This is a genomic window from Henriciella sp. AS95 (assembly GCF_038900055.1).
Classification (GTDB): domain Bacteria; phylum Pseudomonadota; class Alphaproteobacteria; order Caulobacterales; family Hyphomonadaceae; genus Henriciella.
Window position 1 is genome coordinate 150589 of the sequence record NZ_JBBMQM010000001.1, and the last position, 16538, is coordinate 167126.

Here is a 16538-nt window from a genome sequence, read left to right on the forward strand (position 1 = left end):
CCGGGCTGCGGGCGCCTCACTTGGACCAGTCACCTGCCGGATAGGACAGGAAGACGGACCGTTTCGCCTCCACGCGAGAGCGCGCAAGGCTGTCCAGGATAAGCCCGCACACAGCCGTCACCGTCGCAACCAGAACCAGACCAACTGAAAGGATAGCGGTCGGCACGCGTGGAACCAGCCCGGTTTCGAGATAGGTGAACACAAGCGGCACAGATAGCCCCACCGCCAGCAAGGTCAGCACCAGGCCAATCATGCCGAAAAAGGCCGCTGGGCGGGTTTCCTTGGCCAGCATGAGAAACATGCCCAGAATACGAAAACCATCGCGGAAGGTTCGCAGTTTTGAGTCCGAATCCTCAGGCCGAATCCCATAAGGCGTCGGGCGCTCGAGAGTTGGTATCCCAAGCTGGCAGGAATGGACCGACATTTCGGTCTCGATTTCAAACCCTCCCGAGACAGCGGGAAAGGATTTGGCGAAGCGCCGCGAGAAAACGCGATAGCCTGAAAAGATGTCTGTAAACTGTCGCCCGAACATCGCGCTGAAGAGGGAGTTGAAAATCTTGTTTCCAAAGGCATGCCCCCCGCGTCCGGCATCCTTTGTGACATCAGCACGTGTGCCAACGACCATATCGACATGGTTGCGCTTCATCAGCTCGATCAGCGTTGGTGCAAGTGAGGCGTCATATGTGCCGTCGCCATCGGCCATGACGTAGATGTCAGCCTCAACGTCGGCAAACATTCTGCGCACGACATGGCCTTTTCCCTGCCGCATCTCGGTGCGGACGATGGCCCCTGCCCGCCGCGCAATATCGGCTGTGCCGTCGGTGGAATTATTGTCGAAGACATAGATCGCAGCGCTCGGAAGCGCGCGCCGAAAGTTCTCGATGACGGATGCGATCGTGGCGGCTTCATTGTGGCATGGCAGGACGACGGCAATCCGGGTCTCGGCCACGTCGCTCTGCTGCCCAGAATTAATTGCACCGAGGGACAAGCTACTCATCCAGTCAGCCTTTCAGTAACCACATTCTGGCCATAACAGGGTCTGGTGAACGACGAGTTACGAACGATGAGCTTTCAGAGGAATGCAGGAGCGGTGACGGCGCCGCATGCGCAGACGCCCGTGTGGCCTCTGTTTGCTTTCGGCTGTGTTGCCATCCTGCGGACCTTGCTGAATGCAGGACCCGCCTTTGGCGGCGACTTGCTGGGCCCCGACGACATGATGCGCATGCAGCAAGTGCGCGACCTCATTACCGGGCAGAACGGCTGGTACGATGTAAATCAGGTCCGCCTGCTCACGCCAGAAGGCGGCGCCATGCACTGGTCACGTCTGCCTGACCTTTTCCTGGCCGGCACTGTATGGATGCTGCAGCCCCTGTTCGGCCGGGAGATGGCGGAAGGTATTGCGGTGACGGCGTGGCCGGCCTTTCTGCTCGCCTGGGCGTTCACCGCCATTACGGTCTGCCTGCGCCGCCTGAATGCGCCCCTCAGCGGCCAGATCGCCGCGCTCTTCTTCTTTTTGACGTCGTATTCAGCCGCCAACTTCATGCCCGGGCGGGTCGATCATCATGGCCTGGGACTCGTGCTGACGCTGACGGCCCTGGCCTGTCTGCTCTCACCGAAGATGACCATCCGTTCCGGCCTTGTCGCGGGCGTCTGCGTCGCGGCGATGCTGACCGTTGCCATCGAGAACCTTCCTGCTGCCATGCTGACCATTGCGGGGTTCGCCATGGCGTGGATCATCCGGGGCGAACCGGAAGCTCCGCGGCTGCGCGCCTTCGGGGCGACGCTGATTATTGCCGGCCTCATTACGTACATCTTCGATGCGCCCGGCGTCGGCGGGGTCCGCAATATCTGCGATGCATTCGGCCAGTCGCACTTCGTCGCCTTGCTGGTCGCTGGCACTGGCCTCTCGGCCATCGGAACCGCCATGCCGCGCACGCCAGACTGGAAGATGCGCATCGCGGCCATGGCGATCGCCGGAGCGGTCACGTCTATCAGCTTCGTGGTCATCAATCCTAGCTGTGTTGGCGATCCCTATACACGCCTCTCGGGCGATGTTCAGGCGGGCTGGCTGAGCGTGGTTTCGGAAGCGCGCAGTCTGCCGACGGTTTTATCCTCCGACCGGGCGAACGGTGCCTATTATTACGGTTTCGGCCTTGCTGGCCTCGTTGCGGCGGCGATAGCCGTCTACACATCCAGGAAGGGCGAACGGTTTTCGCGGGTGAGTCTGCTGGTGCTTTGTGCGGTCGGTTTCCTGCTGTCTGCATGGCAGGTTCGCGGGACAACACTGGCGCATGCCGGCGCATCAATTGCGGCTGGTTGGCTCTTCGGCGTGCTTTTCTCCACCTGGCTCACCAAGCGCGGCGCCATGCCGGCGCTCGCCCTCTTTGTCGGGGCTCTCATTCTGTCGCCAGCGATCTGGAAGTCGCCGACCTATCTATTCAGCAAGCCAGACTCAGACAGTGAGGCCGCAATCGACTGTAAATCCGGCGAAGCCTTCCAGGCGATCGCCGCAGCGCCTCGCATGATCGTGTTCACGCCCATCGATCTCGGTGCGCCGCTCATCTATCACACGCGCCATTATGCCAGCGCGGCGCCGTACCACCGCAACCCGTCATCCATAGAGATGACCATGTCAGTGTTCGGCGGATCGACCGATACCGCCCGCCGGAAGATATCCATGACAGGCGCGACGCACCTGTTGTACTGCCCCGGGCTCGGGGAGCTCGAAACCTATGCCGCCCGGTCTCCGGACGGGTTCGCGGCGGATATTGAGAATGGAAACCTGCCCGATTGGCTGGTGCCGCTGACGGCTCCGGTGAACGGCGAAAGTGGACCGATCATTTACACCATCCTCTTCGAGCAGAATTGACGAGCGAGCCGCTTTGCGGCAACGGAGGGCATGTCAAAACTGGATACTCCCGAAAAAGTCGTTGATGCGCTGGAAACGCTGTACAGCAATGCTGTCGAGGCGTTGACCAATAGCCTTGAACTCTACCTCGAAGACGGCACGCCGCCGACACTGGAAACGCGCACGGCGCGAACCTTCTGTTACCCGGCGCTGATCATCCGGTACGATCCGGAAGGTCCGCCCCCTCCGATCTCCAGAGCTTTCGGCAAGATGTCAGAGCCAGGAACCTATATTTCCACAATTACCAGGCCCGATTATTTCCGCGCCTATCTGGTCGAACAGCTCGCGCCGCTCATGCGCGATTACCCGGTTGAGGTTGAAGTTCGCCCTTCGGGTTCGGAAATTCCTTATGCCTATGTCTGGGATCAGGCCGAGGCCAAAGGGCTGGACGAGGTCAGCCCGGCTGAACTTGCAAAATGGTTCCCCGCGCCGTCGCTCAGCGCGATTGGCGACGAGATCGCCGATGGCGAACTATACGAGCCGGGCGCCAATCGCCCGCTTTCGCTGTTCGACGCGCCGCGCACGGACTTCTCATTGAAGCGGCTTGCTCACTATACCGGCACGCCTATCGACCACATGCAGCGCTATGTGCTGTTCACCAACTACCATCGATATGTCGATGCGTTTTGTGACTGGGGCGTTGAGCAGCTTCGCAAGGGTGGCCGCTATACCGGGCTGTCCGTCGCGGGTGGATTGCTCGTGGACGGCGACACATCAAATGCCAAAGCGGCCATCGATGCAGCCCCGTGGCGGCGCTTCCAGATGCCCGCCTATCACCTGATGGCGGAGAACCGCACTGGCATCACACTGGTCAATATCGGTGTCGGCCCGTCCAATGCCAAGACGATCACCGACCACCTCGCCGTGCTGCGTCCCGAATGCTGGCTGATGGTCGGCCATTGCGGCGGCCTGCGTCACTCCCAGCAGATTGGTGATTATGTGCTGGCCCACGCTTATCTGCGCGATGATCATGTTCTGGACGCCGTCCTGCCACCTGACATTCCTGTCCCGCCCATTGCCGAAGTACAGATTGCGCTTCAGCAGGCTGCGGCTGACGTGACGGGCGAAGAAGGCGACGCGCTCAAGAAGCGCCTTCGCACCGGCACGGTGGTCACGACGGATGATCGCAATTGGGAGCTGCGCTTCCGCGAGACGGCGAAACGCTTCAACCAGTCCCGCGCAATCGGCATCGATATGGAGAGCGCAACGATCGCGGCCAATGGGTACCGGTTGCGGGTGCCATATGGTGTGCTGCTTTGCGTGTCAGACAAGCCGCTTCACGGCGAGATCAAGCTGCCCGGCGCGGCCAATCGCTTCTATGAGCGGGCCATTGGCGAGCACATCCGCATCGGCATCGAGACGCTGGAACGGCTGGCCCGCGACGGCGGCGCAGCGCTGCATTCCCGCAAACTACGGGCGTTCGACGAGCCGCCTTTCCGCTAGATTCGAATGTCCACAATCGGCGTTTCATCCTGAAAAGTTCGCCCCGGGCGAGCCTGGAGGCGGTTTTTGTGTTACCAAACTTCCGATTCAACGGGGGACAACATGTGGCCATTCGAATTTTCATAAGTGTCGGCGCGGCTCTATTGTTCGCTATGTTTTTGGCAAGCGCAAATGCCCAAACGGTAGAGTTCAATTCTGACCGGCTGGGCAAGGATTTTGATCGGGTCACGCTGCACGTTGACGACTACAAGCTCTGCCAGCGGATTTGCAGCGATACCGAACAGTGCAAGGCCTGGACGTATACACCCGCCGGTTTCAACCAGTATGAAACGCCTCAGTGCTGGCTGAAGGATGGAATCTCCCGCGGGTTTGAACGCGAAAGCGCCGTCTCGGGCACGTTCCCGGACCGCGTCGCGCCCGATGAGGAGGTCGGCGAACGTCCCCCCTCAGACGCCGCCGCAGCGGCCTGGGAAGCCTGCAAGGACGAGAAATTCGGTAAGCATGATTATAGCGATTTGTGTCTTGTAAACAAAGCGGTAGAAGAGTTCGATGCAAGCTTCTGCGATGCTCATCAAGGCCCGCTAAGGGACAGCTGCAAAGACTCTGTCGCGTGGAGCGTCAAGAACAAATGCAATGAATTGCAGGACGCCGACAAGAAGGACCTGTGCCTGCGAGCCGTGTTTGTCGAGTTTCCGAGCAACACTGTCTGCATGGATGAAGAAAACCTCGGAGGCCTGGAGCTGGAGTGTCATCTTTCTCTCGCACATGAGACCGGTGACCGGTCTGCGTTCCTGAGCAAAATCCGAAATATGGAGACCGAAGACAGGGACGTCTGGATTGCAGCCCTTGCGGCAATGGAACTGGACTATGACCTGCTTGAACTGATCGAAGACAACCGGACACATGACCAGCTGCTTACGATGATCTCTGCTAACCGGATTGGCGCTGGCAGGCATGTCGAACCGGGCGTATGCGCGGCTGTAGTGGGCGGTTACACCGACGCGGATGGCGGCCTGAATGCAAGTAGTTGGGCTGACTTGTGCGTCCAGACCGTGGCGATGGCACGTGTGGTGGCCGACTGGGCAGACGGGCGGAGTATCCAGGAAGTTCTGGAGCTACAAGAGCAGATGGAGGACTATTTCGAGTCCGGCGACCCAGCAGGCGATTTCTCAGATTTTCCGATGGGGCTTGGCCAGGCCATGCGCGACGAGATTGCGATCGCCCGGTCAGATTTGCGGGTTGCGGCTGTCACGCAATCGGGATCGACGAATGCGGAGGCTCCGCTGGGCCCGGTACTCGATCTTGATTTCGATAATGTTGAAGACATTCCCAGCACCAGCAATTGCGTCTTCGGCACCTGCTGAGCCTGAGCCACCTTTCCGTTAGGGTGCCGGTGGACCTTGCCCTTCAAACGCCCTAGCTCATGGCGCAATCGGCAAGCAGAAGGCAGTGACACTTATGGACGACCGGGTGAAGCCATTTGAAGGCGTACGTAATTTTCGCGATTTCGGCGGATATGAAGGCCTAGACGGTGCACGCATCAAAAGCGGAAAGCTCTACCGGTCGGGCCATTTCGGTGAAGCCACGGATCAGGATCTGACCGGCATCGAGCTGCTGAACATCAAGGTTCAGGCGGACCTTCGCCGTCCGGACGAGCGCGAACGTCATGGCGACAAATGGCCGGTCAAAGGCGTTGCGAAGCTGTTTTCCGACCATGGCCGCGAAACAGAAGCGCCGCACGTCAACTTCCTCAAGCAGGTTGCGGTCGATGCAGAAGCCTCAAAAGGCTGGATGCGCGCCTATTATACCGAAGCGCCGTACCGCCAGTCTCTGGTCCCAACCTACAGTGCATGGTTTGAGCGCCTGGAGACCCTTCCGGAGGACGAGGCCGGGCTGGTCAACTGTGCGGCCGGCAAGGACCGGACGGGTATTCTCTGCGCGTTGACCCACCACCTGCTCGGCGTGTCGATGGACGACATTTTTACCGACTACGAGCTGACCAATACAGCCGCCCGGGCCGATGAGCGCCTGCCTGAAGCGACCGAGTATTTCAACTCCATGCTGGGCAAGAGTTATGATGGCGAGGTCTATAAGCCCTTCCTCGGTGTCGAGCGCCAATTCCTGGAGGCCGCTTTGGCGTCAATCCAGTCCGAGTCAGGATCGCTCGACACCTACCTGGAAGACACGCTGGGCGTCGGGCCGGGGCGCCGCGAGGCGATCAGGAGTAAACTGCTCGTCTGATCCAACACCGGTGGCAGCATGACGTTAGGGCAATACAGCGAAGCTCTTTCCCTTCGAACATTTTTGTTGGACGCTTGTTGACGCGAAGCGTCCAACAAGAGCGCCGCAGGGAGAAAACGTATGAGCGATGCCACCCCAGCGCCAGCCGAACCCATTGTCGAACCGAGAATCGACCTTGGCGGCGCGCTAGATCGACGAGGCTTTGCCTGGGCCGTTTTCGAATGGGCTCGCAATCCATACTACATCCTGATCGTCATTTACGTCTTTCCGGTCTATTTTGGCAGTGTGATCGGCGCGGATTTGCTGGCGAGCGGCGCCCTTGATGGTCTCGCCCCGGAGGCAGCCCAGAAAGCTGCCAATGCGAAGGGACAGGCGACCATCGCCTCGATCGTCAAGATGGCCGGTTTTGTTGCTGCGTTGACGGCCCCGTTCCTCGGCGCCGCGCTCGACAAGGGCGGCAGGCGCAAACCGCTTCTGGCCGTTTTCCTCTTCATCATCGTCATCACGTCGTGGTCGCTCTGGTACGCCAAACCCGACGGTAGCGGTCTCTCCATCCCGCAGACGATGGGGGCGCTGGTCGTTGCCTATGTCGCCTACACCTATTCCGAAGTCACTCATAACTCGATGCTGAACGTGAATGGCAGGCGAGCGGCATTGCCAGCGATTTCCGGCCTCGGTCTGGCACTCGGAAATCTGGCTGGCGGGCTGTTGATGCTATTCATCGTCGTGGCATTCGCCATGCCAGAGCTCATTCAGTGGCCATTTGCCGAACCGCTTTTCGGCCTCGATGTCGGCGCTGCCGAGCACTATCGTCTGGCCGGTCCACTGTGCGCTGTGTGGCTGGCCGTCTTTTCGATCCATTTCTTTTTGAGAAGCGAGGATGGCGGCACGCACGGCGCAAGCTGGCCAATGGCAATGAAGCGCGGGGCGGCGAGCCTTTTCCAGACATTCAGGCGCGCCAGAGAGAACTACAACATTCTCAAATATCTTGGGGCACGCATGCTCTACGCAGATGCGATGGCCGCGCTCCTGACGCTCGGGGCCGTCTATATCGGCCTGTTCTTGCAGTGGAATCTGGTGGAGCTCTCAGCCTATGCCATTCTGGCTTCGCTGTTTGCCTTTGTCGGCGGTCTGGTCGGTGGCTGGCTCGATGGACAGGTTGGCCCAAAGCGTGCGCTGATGATTGAGATTACCGGGATGATCGCGACGCTGGTGTTCCAGCTATCGATCACACAGCAATCCATCTTCTATGGCACCATCCAGAATGTGGCGCTGTGGGACGGGCCGATCTTCAATACGCTGTCCGATCTGGTTTATCTCTCATCGGCGGCCTTTATCGCAATCACCGCCACGGCAAGCATATCGTCCAGCCGGTCCATGCTTGTCCATCTGGCGCCCGCCGAACGGGTCGGCGAGTTTTTCGGGCTATACGCGATTGCAGGGACAGTGACCGTATGGCTTGGGCCGCTATTGGTTGAGCTGGTGACGAAGTGGACCGATGATCAGCGGATCGGAATGACACCGATCGGCGCGCTTTTCCTGCTCGGACTCGCCGTGCTGTCCACGGTCAAATCAGGCAAGCATCCGGCGACTGAAACCTGATCAGGCGACAAGCCTAGTCGCGAACCCGGGCGACATAATCGGCACGACGTGGGCGCAGGTAAAATTCGTCAGACAGCGTTTTCTTTGTCGTGAAGAGGTAGCCGAGCGTCGACTCATAGTCGTATTCGACTTCAGCAAAGATGACTGAACCACCATCCGGCACGAGGTCTTCTGGGACGACTTTCACATCGTCCTCGCCATAAGCCGTCAAGTTATACCCGTCGCTCCAGGCAACTTTCACAGTGCCATCATCATCATAAAGGCTCGAGATGCGCATGCGGGCATCCACGATCGGGTTCGGCTGAAAGATCATCCGTGTCGCCTGGAAGATGTCATCGAGCTCATCATCATCGATGGTCGAGGCACGCGCGACGAGGTCACCGAGGGACGCGGCGGATGTCGTCACCTTGCGGTCGAGCACCATCATGAAAGACAGTTCGATACAGGCAAAGTAGATGAGGATCATCAGCGGCGCGATAAGCGCAAATTCGACGGCCGAAATGCCTTTATTGGCGCGGCGAAACTGGCGGAGGCGGCGGGAAAGATAAGTCATGGCTAGTTCCCGAAAGGCTCGTTGCGGAAGACAACAGTCGACTGGAGCAGGCGCTTATTGTCCTTGAGATTGGCCAGTGGCGCGCTCAGGATAGGCGTCATGAGTTCCCACTCATAGAACACACGCACGACGACAATATCGTTCGCGCCGCCCGGGTCAAAATCGAAGCTGGTCGTATCCAGTTCGCCATCGCCATTGATCGGGCTGGGGCTGCTGGTCGAGGAGAAGCTGTCAAACGTCTTCACATCGATCTGGATCTTGCCCTCGCACTGAAACATGTCGAAGATTTCGTCGCAGATCACCTTTTCGAAATCGTCACGTTCAAAGTCGGCCGTTTGCTGCAGCTGGCCGGTCCGAATGCCGCGCGCCGCTTCGTTAATGCCGTGCTCGAGAACAGAAGACATGATGAAGATCACGCAGATTTCGAGAAGGCCGAAGATGAGAAAGAAGAAAGGAACGGCGATCATCGCGAACTCAACCGCCGCAACGCCGCGCCTGTCTTCAGCCCAGGACGTCAGCCGACGAAAATAGATCGGCGCTAGCACGCCCGGAAAGAAATGATCTGACATATTTTCTCACGCGCTCCCACGTGGCACGCCTCTCTTGAGTTTGCTGGTTAACAGAACAGCGTTTCAACGCCGTTCAGGCGATGTGTGAAATTTCATCTATCGGTAAGACCCGCCTCGTGCGTGACATGGCGTCTGCCTCAGCGGCCTTTACCTCGCCAAACTGTGACGCCACATGCTATGAAGACGCGAGTTCAGAGGTGTTGCATGAGCCACAATCCGGTCAGACCCTGGCGGTCAATTGAGCGCAGACAGTCGCGAAAAATCCGTGTCGGCGACGTCGAGATTGGCGGCGATGCCCCAATCGCCGTGCAAACGATGACAAACACGCCGACTGAAGATGCCGCCGCGACGATCGAGCAGATCAACCGCGCTGCCGAAGCGGGCGCCGATATCGTGCGTGTGTCCTGCCCGACCGAGGAATCCACGGCGGCCATGCCAGATATTTGCCGTGAAAGCCCGGTGCCGATCGTGGCCGACATCCATTTTCACTATAAGCGCGGCATAGAGGCGGCTGACGCCGGCGCCGCCTGCCTGCGGATCAATCCTGGCAATATCGGCAGCCATGACAGGGTAAAGGAAGTTGTTGCCGCGGCCCGCGCAAATGGCTGCTCAATGCGGATCGGGGTGAATGGCGGCTCCCTGGAGCGCCACCTCCTTGAAAAGTATGGCGAGCCCTGCCCCGAAGCCATGGTCGAGAGCGCGCTTAACCATGCTCGCATTCTCGATGATCTCGGTTTCCACGAATACAAGATTTCGGTGAAGGCCTCGGACATGTTCCTGACGGTCGCAGCCTATCAGCAGCTGGCTGAAGCAACGGATGCACCCCTCCATCTCGGCATTACAGAGGCCGGCGGACTTCGCACCGGGACCGTCAAATCCTCGATAGGCATGGGTAATCTCCTCTGGATGGGTATCGGCGACACAATCCGTGTCTCACTGTCCGCCGATCCGGTTGAGGAAGTGAAAGTCGGCTTCGAAATGTTGAAGTCTCTGGGGCTGAGAACGCGCGGCGTGAACATTGTCGCCTGCCCGAGTTGCGCGCGTCAGGGCTTTGACGTCATCAAGACGGTCGAAATCCTGGAACAGCGGCTGGCTCACATTTCTGAGCCTATTTCCCTGTCGATCATCGGATGCGTCGTTAACGGACCCGGCGAGGCAGCACTGACCGATCTCGGCTTCACCGGCGGCGGCAAGGAAAGCGGCAAGATGTTCGTCTCAGGCAAGGCGGACCATAATGTCTCCAATGCCGACATGATCGAGCACATTGTCGATCTTGTCGAGCAAAAGGCCGAACGGCTTCGCGCTGAGCGTGAAGCTGAAACTGTGGCGGCTGAGTAAGATCAGCCATCAATCCTGGACGTATTGTTCCGTGCCCGGCTCGCGCGGATATCGCGGCCGCTTGCCGGCGGCGACGGCGGATTCTGTTGAAACGGGGCTTTGAGCCCTGTGCCAAAGGGGAAACTGCTGCTATCGACGTCTCCAGACATGAGGACAGGTAAATGAACATCGTACTTGGCATTCTGAGCTGGATTGGCCGACTTGCGGTGCTCGGTGTCCTGCTCCTCGGTATGGCCAATTGCACGCAGCTCGGGCTGAACTATGCCAGCCTTGATGTTGAGGGAAAGCCCGCCGCCTATCCGCCCATCGCCGATGACCCGGAAGGGTTTCTGATTGATCGCGAGCGCTGGATTGACCGGTTGGAAACTCATATTACCGGCCCCATCCCCGAAGGCGTGACCGGGCGTCTGATCGAACACCGGATCGTCGATGAAGAATACTGGGAGGGGCACGGCGTCCTGGAAGAATACGTGATCGCGATTGAAGGGTCTGGCAAGCAACGTGACTTCGTGCTGGCCGTCGCCTGGCCAAAGACGGACGGACCGCACCCGATCATCATCAGCCAGTCCTTTTGTGGAAACCAGACCGCCTTCGACTATCCTGCGCTCACCCCGCCCCTGCCGGACAATGTCGACGATTTTTGCGGCGGCGGCGAGCCATCCTTCATGGGCAGCATGGTGATGAAAGTCTTTGGTCGGTACATTTCGACCCCGCCGATGCAACAGGTGCTCGATCGCGGCTATGCCTATGCCAGCTATTATACGTCTGAAGTCATCCCGGATTCGACAGAACCGGCGCGCGCGCTGATGCCGGATTTTCCGCACGGGCCTCGCGGTGAGATCACCGGCGCCGTTTCCGGATGGGCCGCCGCATGGAGCGCTGCACTGGACGTGCTGGAAGCCGATCCGCGCGTCGATACCAGCCGCGAAGCGATTATGGGCCATTCGCGCTCAGCCAAGTCAGCCCTGGTCGCGGGCGTCTATGACACCCGTATTGATGCCATCGTCGCGCATCAGGCAGGCACCGGCGGTAGCGCGCTCAGCCGCGACAAGCCCGGCGAAACCGTCGATGGCATGCTGAAGAGCTATCCTCACTGGTTCGACCCTGCATATGCCCGCTTCGACGCTGACGGGACCAATACGACGCCCGTCGACATGCACGTTCTCATTGCGCTCAATGCGCCGACGCCGCTGCTGATCGGCAATGGACGCCGCGATGTCTGGTCTGACCCGAACGGTTCCTGGCGCGCGACGCTTGAAGCCGCGCCGATCTATGCAGCCTCCGGTGCGGGTGGTCTCAAGCAGGACGGGATGCAGGACGCCCCTGATGACGCCAATCTGGTTTTCTGGATGCGCCCCGGCGGCCATTCCATCACCCAGCGTGACTGGGATTTCTGGCTCGACTGGCTGGATAATGTCATGCCGCAAAGTGATGAGGTGCCAGGCAGCTCAAATGAGGCTAGTGTCACCCCATCCAAATAGGTCTGGGAGGCTTAGACAATGACATATCAAATGCAGGATCTGCTGCCGGTTCTGGCGCTCGTCGTCTGGACGCTAATCATGTTGCTCTGGATGTATGCGACCCGCATTCCGGCCATGCAGAGGCTGAAAATCAATCCCGATGATGCCCGCCATCCCGGAACGCATGCCGACAAGCTTCCTGCGAATGTCCGCTCGGTTGCCGATAACTATAATCACCTGCACGAACAGCCGACCATCTTCTATGCGCTGGTCTTCTTCTCAGCGCTGACAGGCGGCGGCGACAATGTCTTCATGTATATGGCCTGGGCTTATGTCGGACTGCGAGTGATACACTCTCTGGTCCAGGTGCTGTCACCCAAGGTGATCCATCGCTTTTTCGTCTTTATGCTCGCCTCAATCGTGCTGATTGTGATGGCCAGCAAGGAAGTGATCCGCATTTTGACCAATCCGCTGATTACAGGCTGAACAGCCGGACACGGCGCGAGGGTTCTTCCCCCGCTCGCCATTCCGGTTTAGAGGCGGGACATGGCCAATATTCCAATTTCCCGCCTTGAACAGGTCATCGACCGGTTTGACGAAGTCGAAGCCCGTATGGGGTCTGTTACCGATAGCGACGAGATCGTCGCGCTGTCGCGTGAGCATGCCGACCTCAAGCCCGTTGCCGACAAGGCAAAAGAGCTCGCTGATCTGAGACAGCAGCTCAAAGACGCCGAAACGATGATGAACGGGCCGGACAAGGATATGGCGGAGCTCGCCTCGGAAGAGTTCTACGAGATCAAGGAACAGCTTCCGGCGCTGGAGAAAGAAGTCCAGCTGCTCCTCATCCCCAAGGATGCCGACGACAAGGCGAACATCGTCCTTGAAGTGCGCGCAGGAACAGGCGGAGACGAGGCGGCGCTTTTTGCTGGTGACCTCTTCCGCATGTATTCGCGCTACGCCCAGCTGGAAGGCTGGAAAGTGGATGTGGTGTCTGTCTCCGAGGGCGATGTCGGCGGCTATAAGGAAATCATCGCGAACATCGAAGGCGACGGCGTGTTCGGGCGCATGAAATGGGAAAGCGGTGTTCACCGCGTCCAGCGCGTTCCGGAAACCGAAAGCGGCGGGCGTATTCACACCTCTGCGGCCACAGTCGCGGTTCTGCCGGCACCGGAAAACATCGAGATCGAAGTGCGCCAGGAAGACATCCGGATTGATACGATGCGGTCATCCGGCGCGGGCGGCCAGCACGTGAACACGACAGACTCGGCCGTGCGGATCACTCACCTGCCGACAGGAATTGTGACGACCAGCTCGGAGAAGTCCCAGCATGTGAACCGCGACAAGGCGATGCAACAGCTGAAAATCCGCCTCTATGAGCGCGAGCGCGAAGAAAAAGATGCCGCGCGCGCCGAAGCCCGGGCCGAACAGATCGGATCGGGTGACCGCTCGCAGAAGGTTCGCACTTACAACTATCCGGAAAACCGGGTCAGCGACCATCGCATCAATCTGACACTCTACTCGCTCGACAAGATCATTACCGGCGACAAGCTGGATGATGTCATCAAGGCGCTGATTGCAGAAGATCAGGCCCGCAAACTTGCCGCGATGGGCGAAGATGCATGAGGATGGCTCATACAAGACCGCGATCGCGATCGCATCGCGCCGCCTGAAATCGGCCGGTGTCGATCATCCCGCACGCGAAGCGCGGCATCTGATGCAGCATGTGAGCGGTCGATCGGCGGCCGAACTCATTCGCGACGAGATCGAGGAGATGCCTGCTCCATTCCGCGCTGAGTTCTTTGACCTCGTCGAGCGTCTTGCTGCTGGTGAACCCTTCGAACACCTGACAGGCGAGGCGCATTTCTACGGGCTCGACTTCCGGGTCACCAAGGATACGCTCATCCCTCGCGCCGATAGTGAAGTCGTTGTGGACGAGGCGTTGGCGCGCCTGCCACTTGGGCGCGACGTCCGAATTGGCGACCTGGGCACGGGGACGGGCTGTCTTCTGATTGCGATTCTCGCCAACCAGCCGGGAGCGACCGGCATTGGCGTTGAACTTTCAAAAAGGGCCGCTGAAGTCGCCTACTTGAACCTCCGCCGTCACGACCTCGAGGGCCGAGCGGCGTTCAGGGTTCAAAGCTGGGAAGGCTGGCGGGGCTGGGAAATGGCCGACCTGATCGTTTCAAACCCGCCCTATATCGCGACCGATGTCATCGCGACACTGGACCCAAGCGTACGAAGCTTCGAGCCGCATTCGGCCCTTGATGGCGGGACTGACGGTCTCGACGCCTATCGAAGCATCATTGGAGTTGCTGCACAGCGGATGAAGGACGGGGCGTGGATCGTCCTCGAGATCGGATTCGATCAGCGCGAAGCTGTAACAGGCCTGCTGGAACAGGCCGGATTCGGCTCCATTTCCTGTGGACAGGACCATGGACAACGCGACCGGGTGGTCTCTGCCAGACGCTGAAGCGCAGCAAGGGGCTTGGCGAAGCGGCAAATGCGCGCTACAGCAGTCATCAGGCAGGCGGCTCCGTTCTTTCTGGAGCCCCGCCAGGAGCAAGCGATACATTACCGAATTTCCCGATTGGGGTGTGACGCGCAGGGTCTGACACAACGGACAAAATACGGGATCAGGAATTTAGCGTATGCAACGCAAGCGCGGACGTGGACGCCGATCAGGCGGAAACAATAACAGCAACAACCCTAACCGGCACTATGAGAGCACCGGTCCGGACGTAAAAATCCGCGGCTCGGCGCAGCAGATTCTGGACAAGTACCAGCAATATGCCCGCGACGCTCTGACGGCCGGCGACAGAGTGAAAGCTGAGGCGCACTTCCAGCACGCCGAACACTATGCGCGCATCGTGGCGTCCTTCCAGAAGGACAAGCAGCGCAACAAGAATGACGACAATAATTCCGACGATAATGACAATGAGTCGGATAATGACGCGTCGGACGACAATAACGATCAGTCCAATGACAATTCGTCTGGAAATGACAACAACCAGACCGAAAAGAAACCGCGCCGCAATTCCCGGAAACAGCGCGACAACAAGGATGACGACAAGGACAAGGTCGCTGCCTCATCCGATGGAGAAGACAAAAAGGGCAAGTCTGAGGACTCCTCTGCCACGGACGGCGAAGAGCAGCCCAAAACGCGTCGGCGCACCTATCGCAAGAAGGCTGATACGGCGAACGAGAATGAGGGCGTTATGTCGACCCTGTCTCGCGGCCGGGAAGATACCAGCCCCAAGGAAGCGGCTGAGTAAGCCTTCCTCATTATCCCGATACGAATAAGGGCGCCCCGGAAGGCGCCCTTTTCTTTTCTCCTAGTCTGGCATTCAGCCCGGACTATTACTCCGCAGCGACAGTTTTCTTTTGCTTGTCGAACATCGACCAGACACCGTCGTCGCCGTGCCAGTCACCCAGCGTTGCGCCCTTGGAATACTCCGTCGCGCGCGCCTCGAAGAAGTTGGCGTGCTCAACACCATTCAGGATTTCGGTCAGCCACGGGATCGGGTGCTTGTCGACACCGTAGATCGGGTCAAGCTTCAGCTGCCCCATGCGCCAGTCGGCGATGTAACGGATATAATTCTTGATGTCCTGCGGAGTCATCCCCTGCACTTCGCCGGCCTCGAAGGCGAGATCGATGAACTTGTCTTCGAGCTTCACCACCGTCTGGCAGCAATCGGCGATATCGTCCTTCACCGATTTGGTCAGCGCGCCGGTCTCTTCAGCGAAGGTGTGAAACATCTTCATCATGCCTTCGCAGTGCAGCGACTCGTCGCGCACCGACCAGGAGACGATCTGGCCCATGCCCTTCATCTTGTTGAAGCGCGGGAAATTCATCAGCATGGCGAAGGATGCAAACAGTTGCAGGCCTTCGGTGAAACCGCCGAACACGGCCATACTGGTCAGGATATCCTTGTCGGATTCGCAACCGAACTGTCCGAGATAGTCGTGCTTTGCGGCCATCTCCTCATATTCCATGAAGGCGCCAAACTCGGAGTCCGGCATGCCGATCGTTTCCAGCAGCAGCGCATAAGCCGCAATGTGTACGGTCTCCATATTGGAAAATGCCGCGAGCATCATGCGCACTTCAACCGGTTTGAAGAGCGGCATGTAGTTTTCCATATAGTTCGCGCCGACCTCGACATCGGACTGCGTGAAGAAACGGAAAATCTGTGTAAGGAGGTTGCGCTCCTTGTCGGTCAGCTTGTTCGACCAGTCCTTGCAGTCCTCGCCAAGCGGAACTTCTTCCGGCAGCCAATGGACCTGTTGCTGGATCTTCCAGAAATCATACGCCCACGGATAACGAAACGGCTTATAAGCCTTGCTCGGTTTCAGAAGGCCGGGGACCTGGATGATTCCGTCTGCCATGGGGATGCCCTTTCTGTCTCATCAGCACCACATATAGTGCC

The 16538-nt window shown here is 58.9% G+C and carries 15 protein-coding genes; 11 read left to right on the forward strand and 4 right to left on the reverse strand.

Annotation, left to right across the window (positions count from 1 at the left end):
- Window positions 1–16: 16 nt before the first annotated feature.
- Complete coding sequence (locus WNY37_RS00805; protein ID WP_342971552.1) at window positions 17–997, reverse strand: glycosyltransferase; 981 nt, start codon at window positions 995–997, stop codon at window positions 17–19.
- 66 nt (window positions 998–1063) lie between these two features.
- Here WNY37_RS00805 and WNY37_RS00810 point away from each other — a divergent pair, with 66 nt between their 5' ends.
- From WNY37_RS00810 to WNY37_RS00830, 5 genes are all read left to right on the forward strand, one after another.
- Window positions 1064–2869 carry a hypothetical protein gene (locus WNY37_RS00810; protein ID WP_342971553.1) on the forward strand — a complete coding sequence of 602 codons (1806 nt, stop codon included), beginning with the start codon at window positions 1064–1066 and terminating at the stop codon, window positions 2867–2869.
- Window positions 2870–2899: 30 nt separating this feature from the next.
- Window positions 2900–4351, forward strand: a complete 1452-nt coding sequence (locus tag WNY37_RS00815) for an AMP nucleosidase (RefSeq protein WP_342971554.1) — start codon at window positions 2900–2902, stop codon at window positions 4349–4351.
- A 152-nt stretch (window positions 4352–4503) separates the two neighbouring features.
- Window positions 4504–5715 (forward strand): PAN domain-containing protein, encoded by a 1212-nt coding sequence (locus WNY37_RS00820; RefSeq protein WP_342971555.1) that lies wholly within the window; start codon window positions 4504–4506, stop codon window positions 5713–5715.
- A gap of 94 nt (window positions 5716–5809) precedes the next feature.
- Window positions 5810–6592, forward strand: a complete 783-nt coding sequence (locus WNY37_RS00825) for a tyrosine-protein phosphatase (protein WP_342974856.1) — start codon at window positions 5810–5812, stop codon at window positions 6590–6592.
- Between the two features lie 120 nt (window positions 6593–6712).
- Window positions 6713–8194 (forward strand): MFS transporter, encoded by a 1482-nt coding sequence (locus WNY37_RS00830; RefSeq protein ID WP_342971556.1) that lies wholly within the window; start codon window positions 6713–6715, stop codon window positions 8192–8194.
- A gap of 13 nt (window positions 8195–8207) precedes the next feature.
- Here the strand turns inward: WNY37_RS00830 and WNY37_RS00835 are convergent, their stop codons facing one another.
- Window positions 8208–8747 (reverse strand): TadE/TadG family type IV pilus assembly protein, encoded by a 540-nt coding sequence (locus tag WNY37_RS00835; protein ID WP_342971557.1) that lies wholly within the window; start codon window positions 8745–8747, stop codon window positions 8208–8210.
- A gap of 2 nt (window positions 8748–8749) precedes the next feature.
- Complete coding sequence (locus tag WNY37_RS00840; RefSeq protein WP_342971558.1) at window positions 8750–9316, reverse strand: TadE/TadG family type IV pilus assembly protein; 567 nt, start codon at window positions 9314–9316, stop codon at window positions 8750–8752.
- Window positions 9317–9520: 204 nt separating this feature from the next.
- Between WNY37_RS00840 and ispG the strand changes: the two genes are divergently transcribed.
- From ispG to WNY37_RS00870, 6 genes are all read left to right on the forward strand, one after another.
- On the forward strand, window positions 9521–10654 hold the full coding sequence (gene ispG, locus WNY37_RS00845) for a flavodoxin-dependent (E)-4-hydroxy-3-methylbut-2-enyl-diphosphate synthase (RefSeq protein ID WP_342971559.1): 1134 nt from the start codon (window positions 9521–9523) through the stop codon (window positions 10652–10654).
- Between the two features lie 161 nt (window positions 10655–10815).
- Window positions 10816–12135: an alpha/beta hydrolase gene (locus WNY37_RS00850; protein ID WP_342971560.1), complete on the forward strand. Its 1320-nt coding sequence runs from the start codon at window positions 10816–10818 to the stop codon at window positions 12133–12135.
- Between the two features lie 18 nt (window positions 12136–12153).
- Window positions 12154–12600 (forward strand): MAPEG family protein, encoded by a 447-nt coding sequence (locus WNY37_RS00855; RefSeq protein ID WP_342971561.1) that lies wholly within the window; start codon window positions 12154–12156, stop codon window positions 12598–12600.
- Window positions 12601–12660: 60 nt separating this feature from the next.
- Entirely contained in the window at window positions 12661–13737 is a 1077-nt protein-coding gene (gene prfA / locus WNY37_RS00860; protein WP_342971562.1) for a peptide chain release factor 1, read from the forward strand.
- On the forward strand, window positions 13712–14584 hold the full coding sequence (gene prmC / locus WNY37_RS00865) for a peptide chain release factor N(5)-glutamine methyltransferase (protein WP_342971563.1): 873 nt from the start codon (window positions 13712–13714) through the stop codon (window positions 14582–14584). Before prfA ends, prmC begins: the two co-directional genes overlap by 26 nt.
- 178 nt (window positions 14585–14762) lie before the next feature.
- Window positions 14763–15386, forward strand: coding sequence for a DUF4167 domain-containing protein (locus tag WNY37_RS00870; RefSeq protein ID WP_342971564.1), 624 nt, complete (start codon window positions 14763–14765; stop codon window positions 15384–15386).
- 85 nt (window positions 15387–15471) lie between these two features.
- On the opposite strand, the gene WNY37_RS00875 is transcribed toward WNY37_RS00870, so the two are convergent.
- Window positions 15472–16497, reverse strand: coding sequence for a ribonucleotide-diphosphate reductase subunit beta (locus WNY37_RS00875; protein WP_342971565.1), 1026 nt, complete (start codon window positions 16495–16497; stop codon window positions 15472–15474).
- Window positions 16498–16538 lie beyond the last annotated feature (41 nt).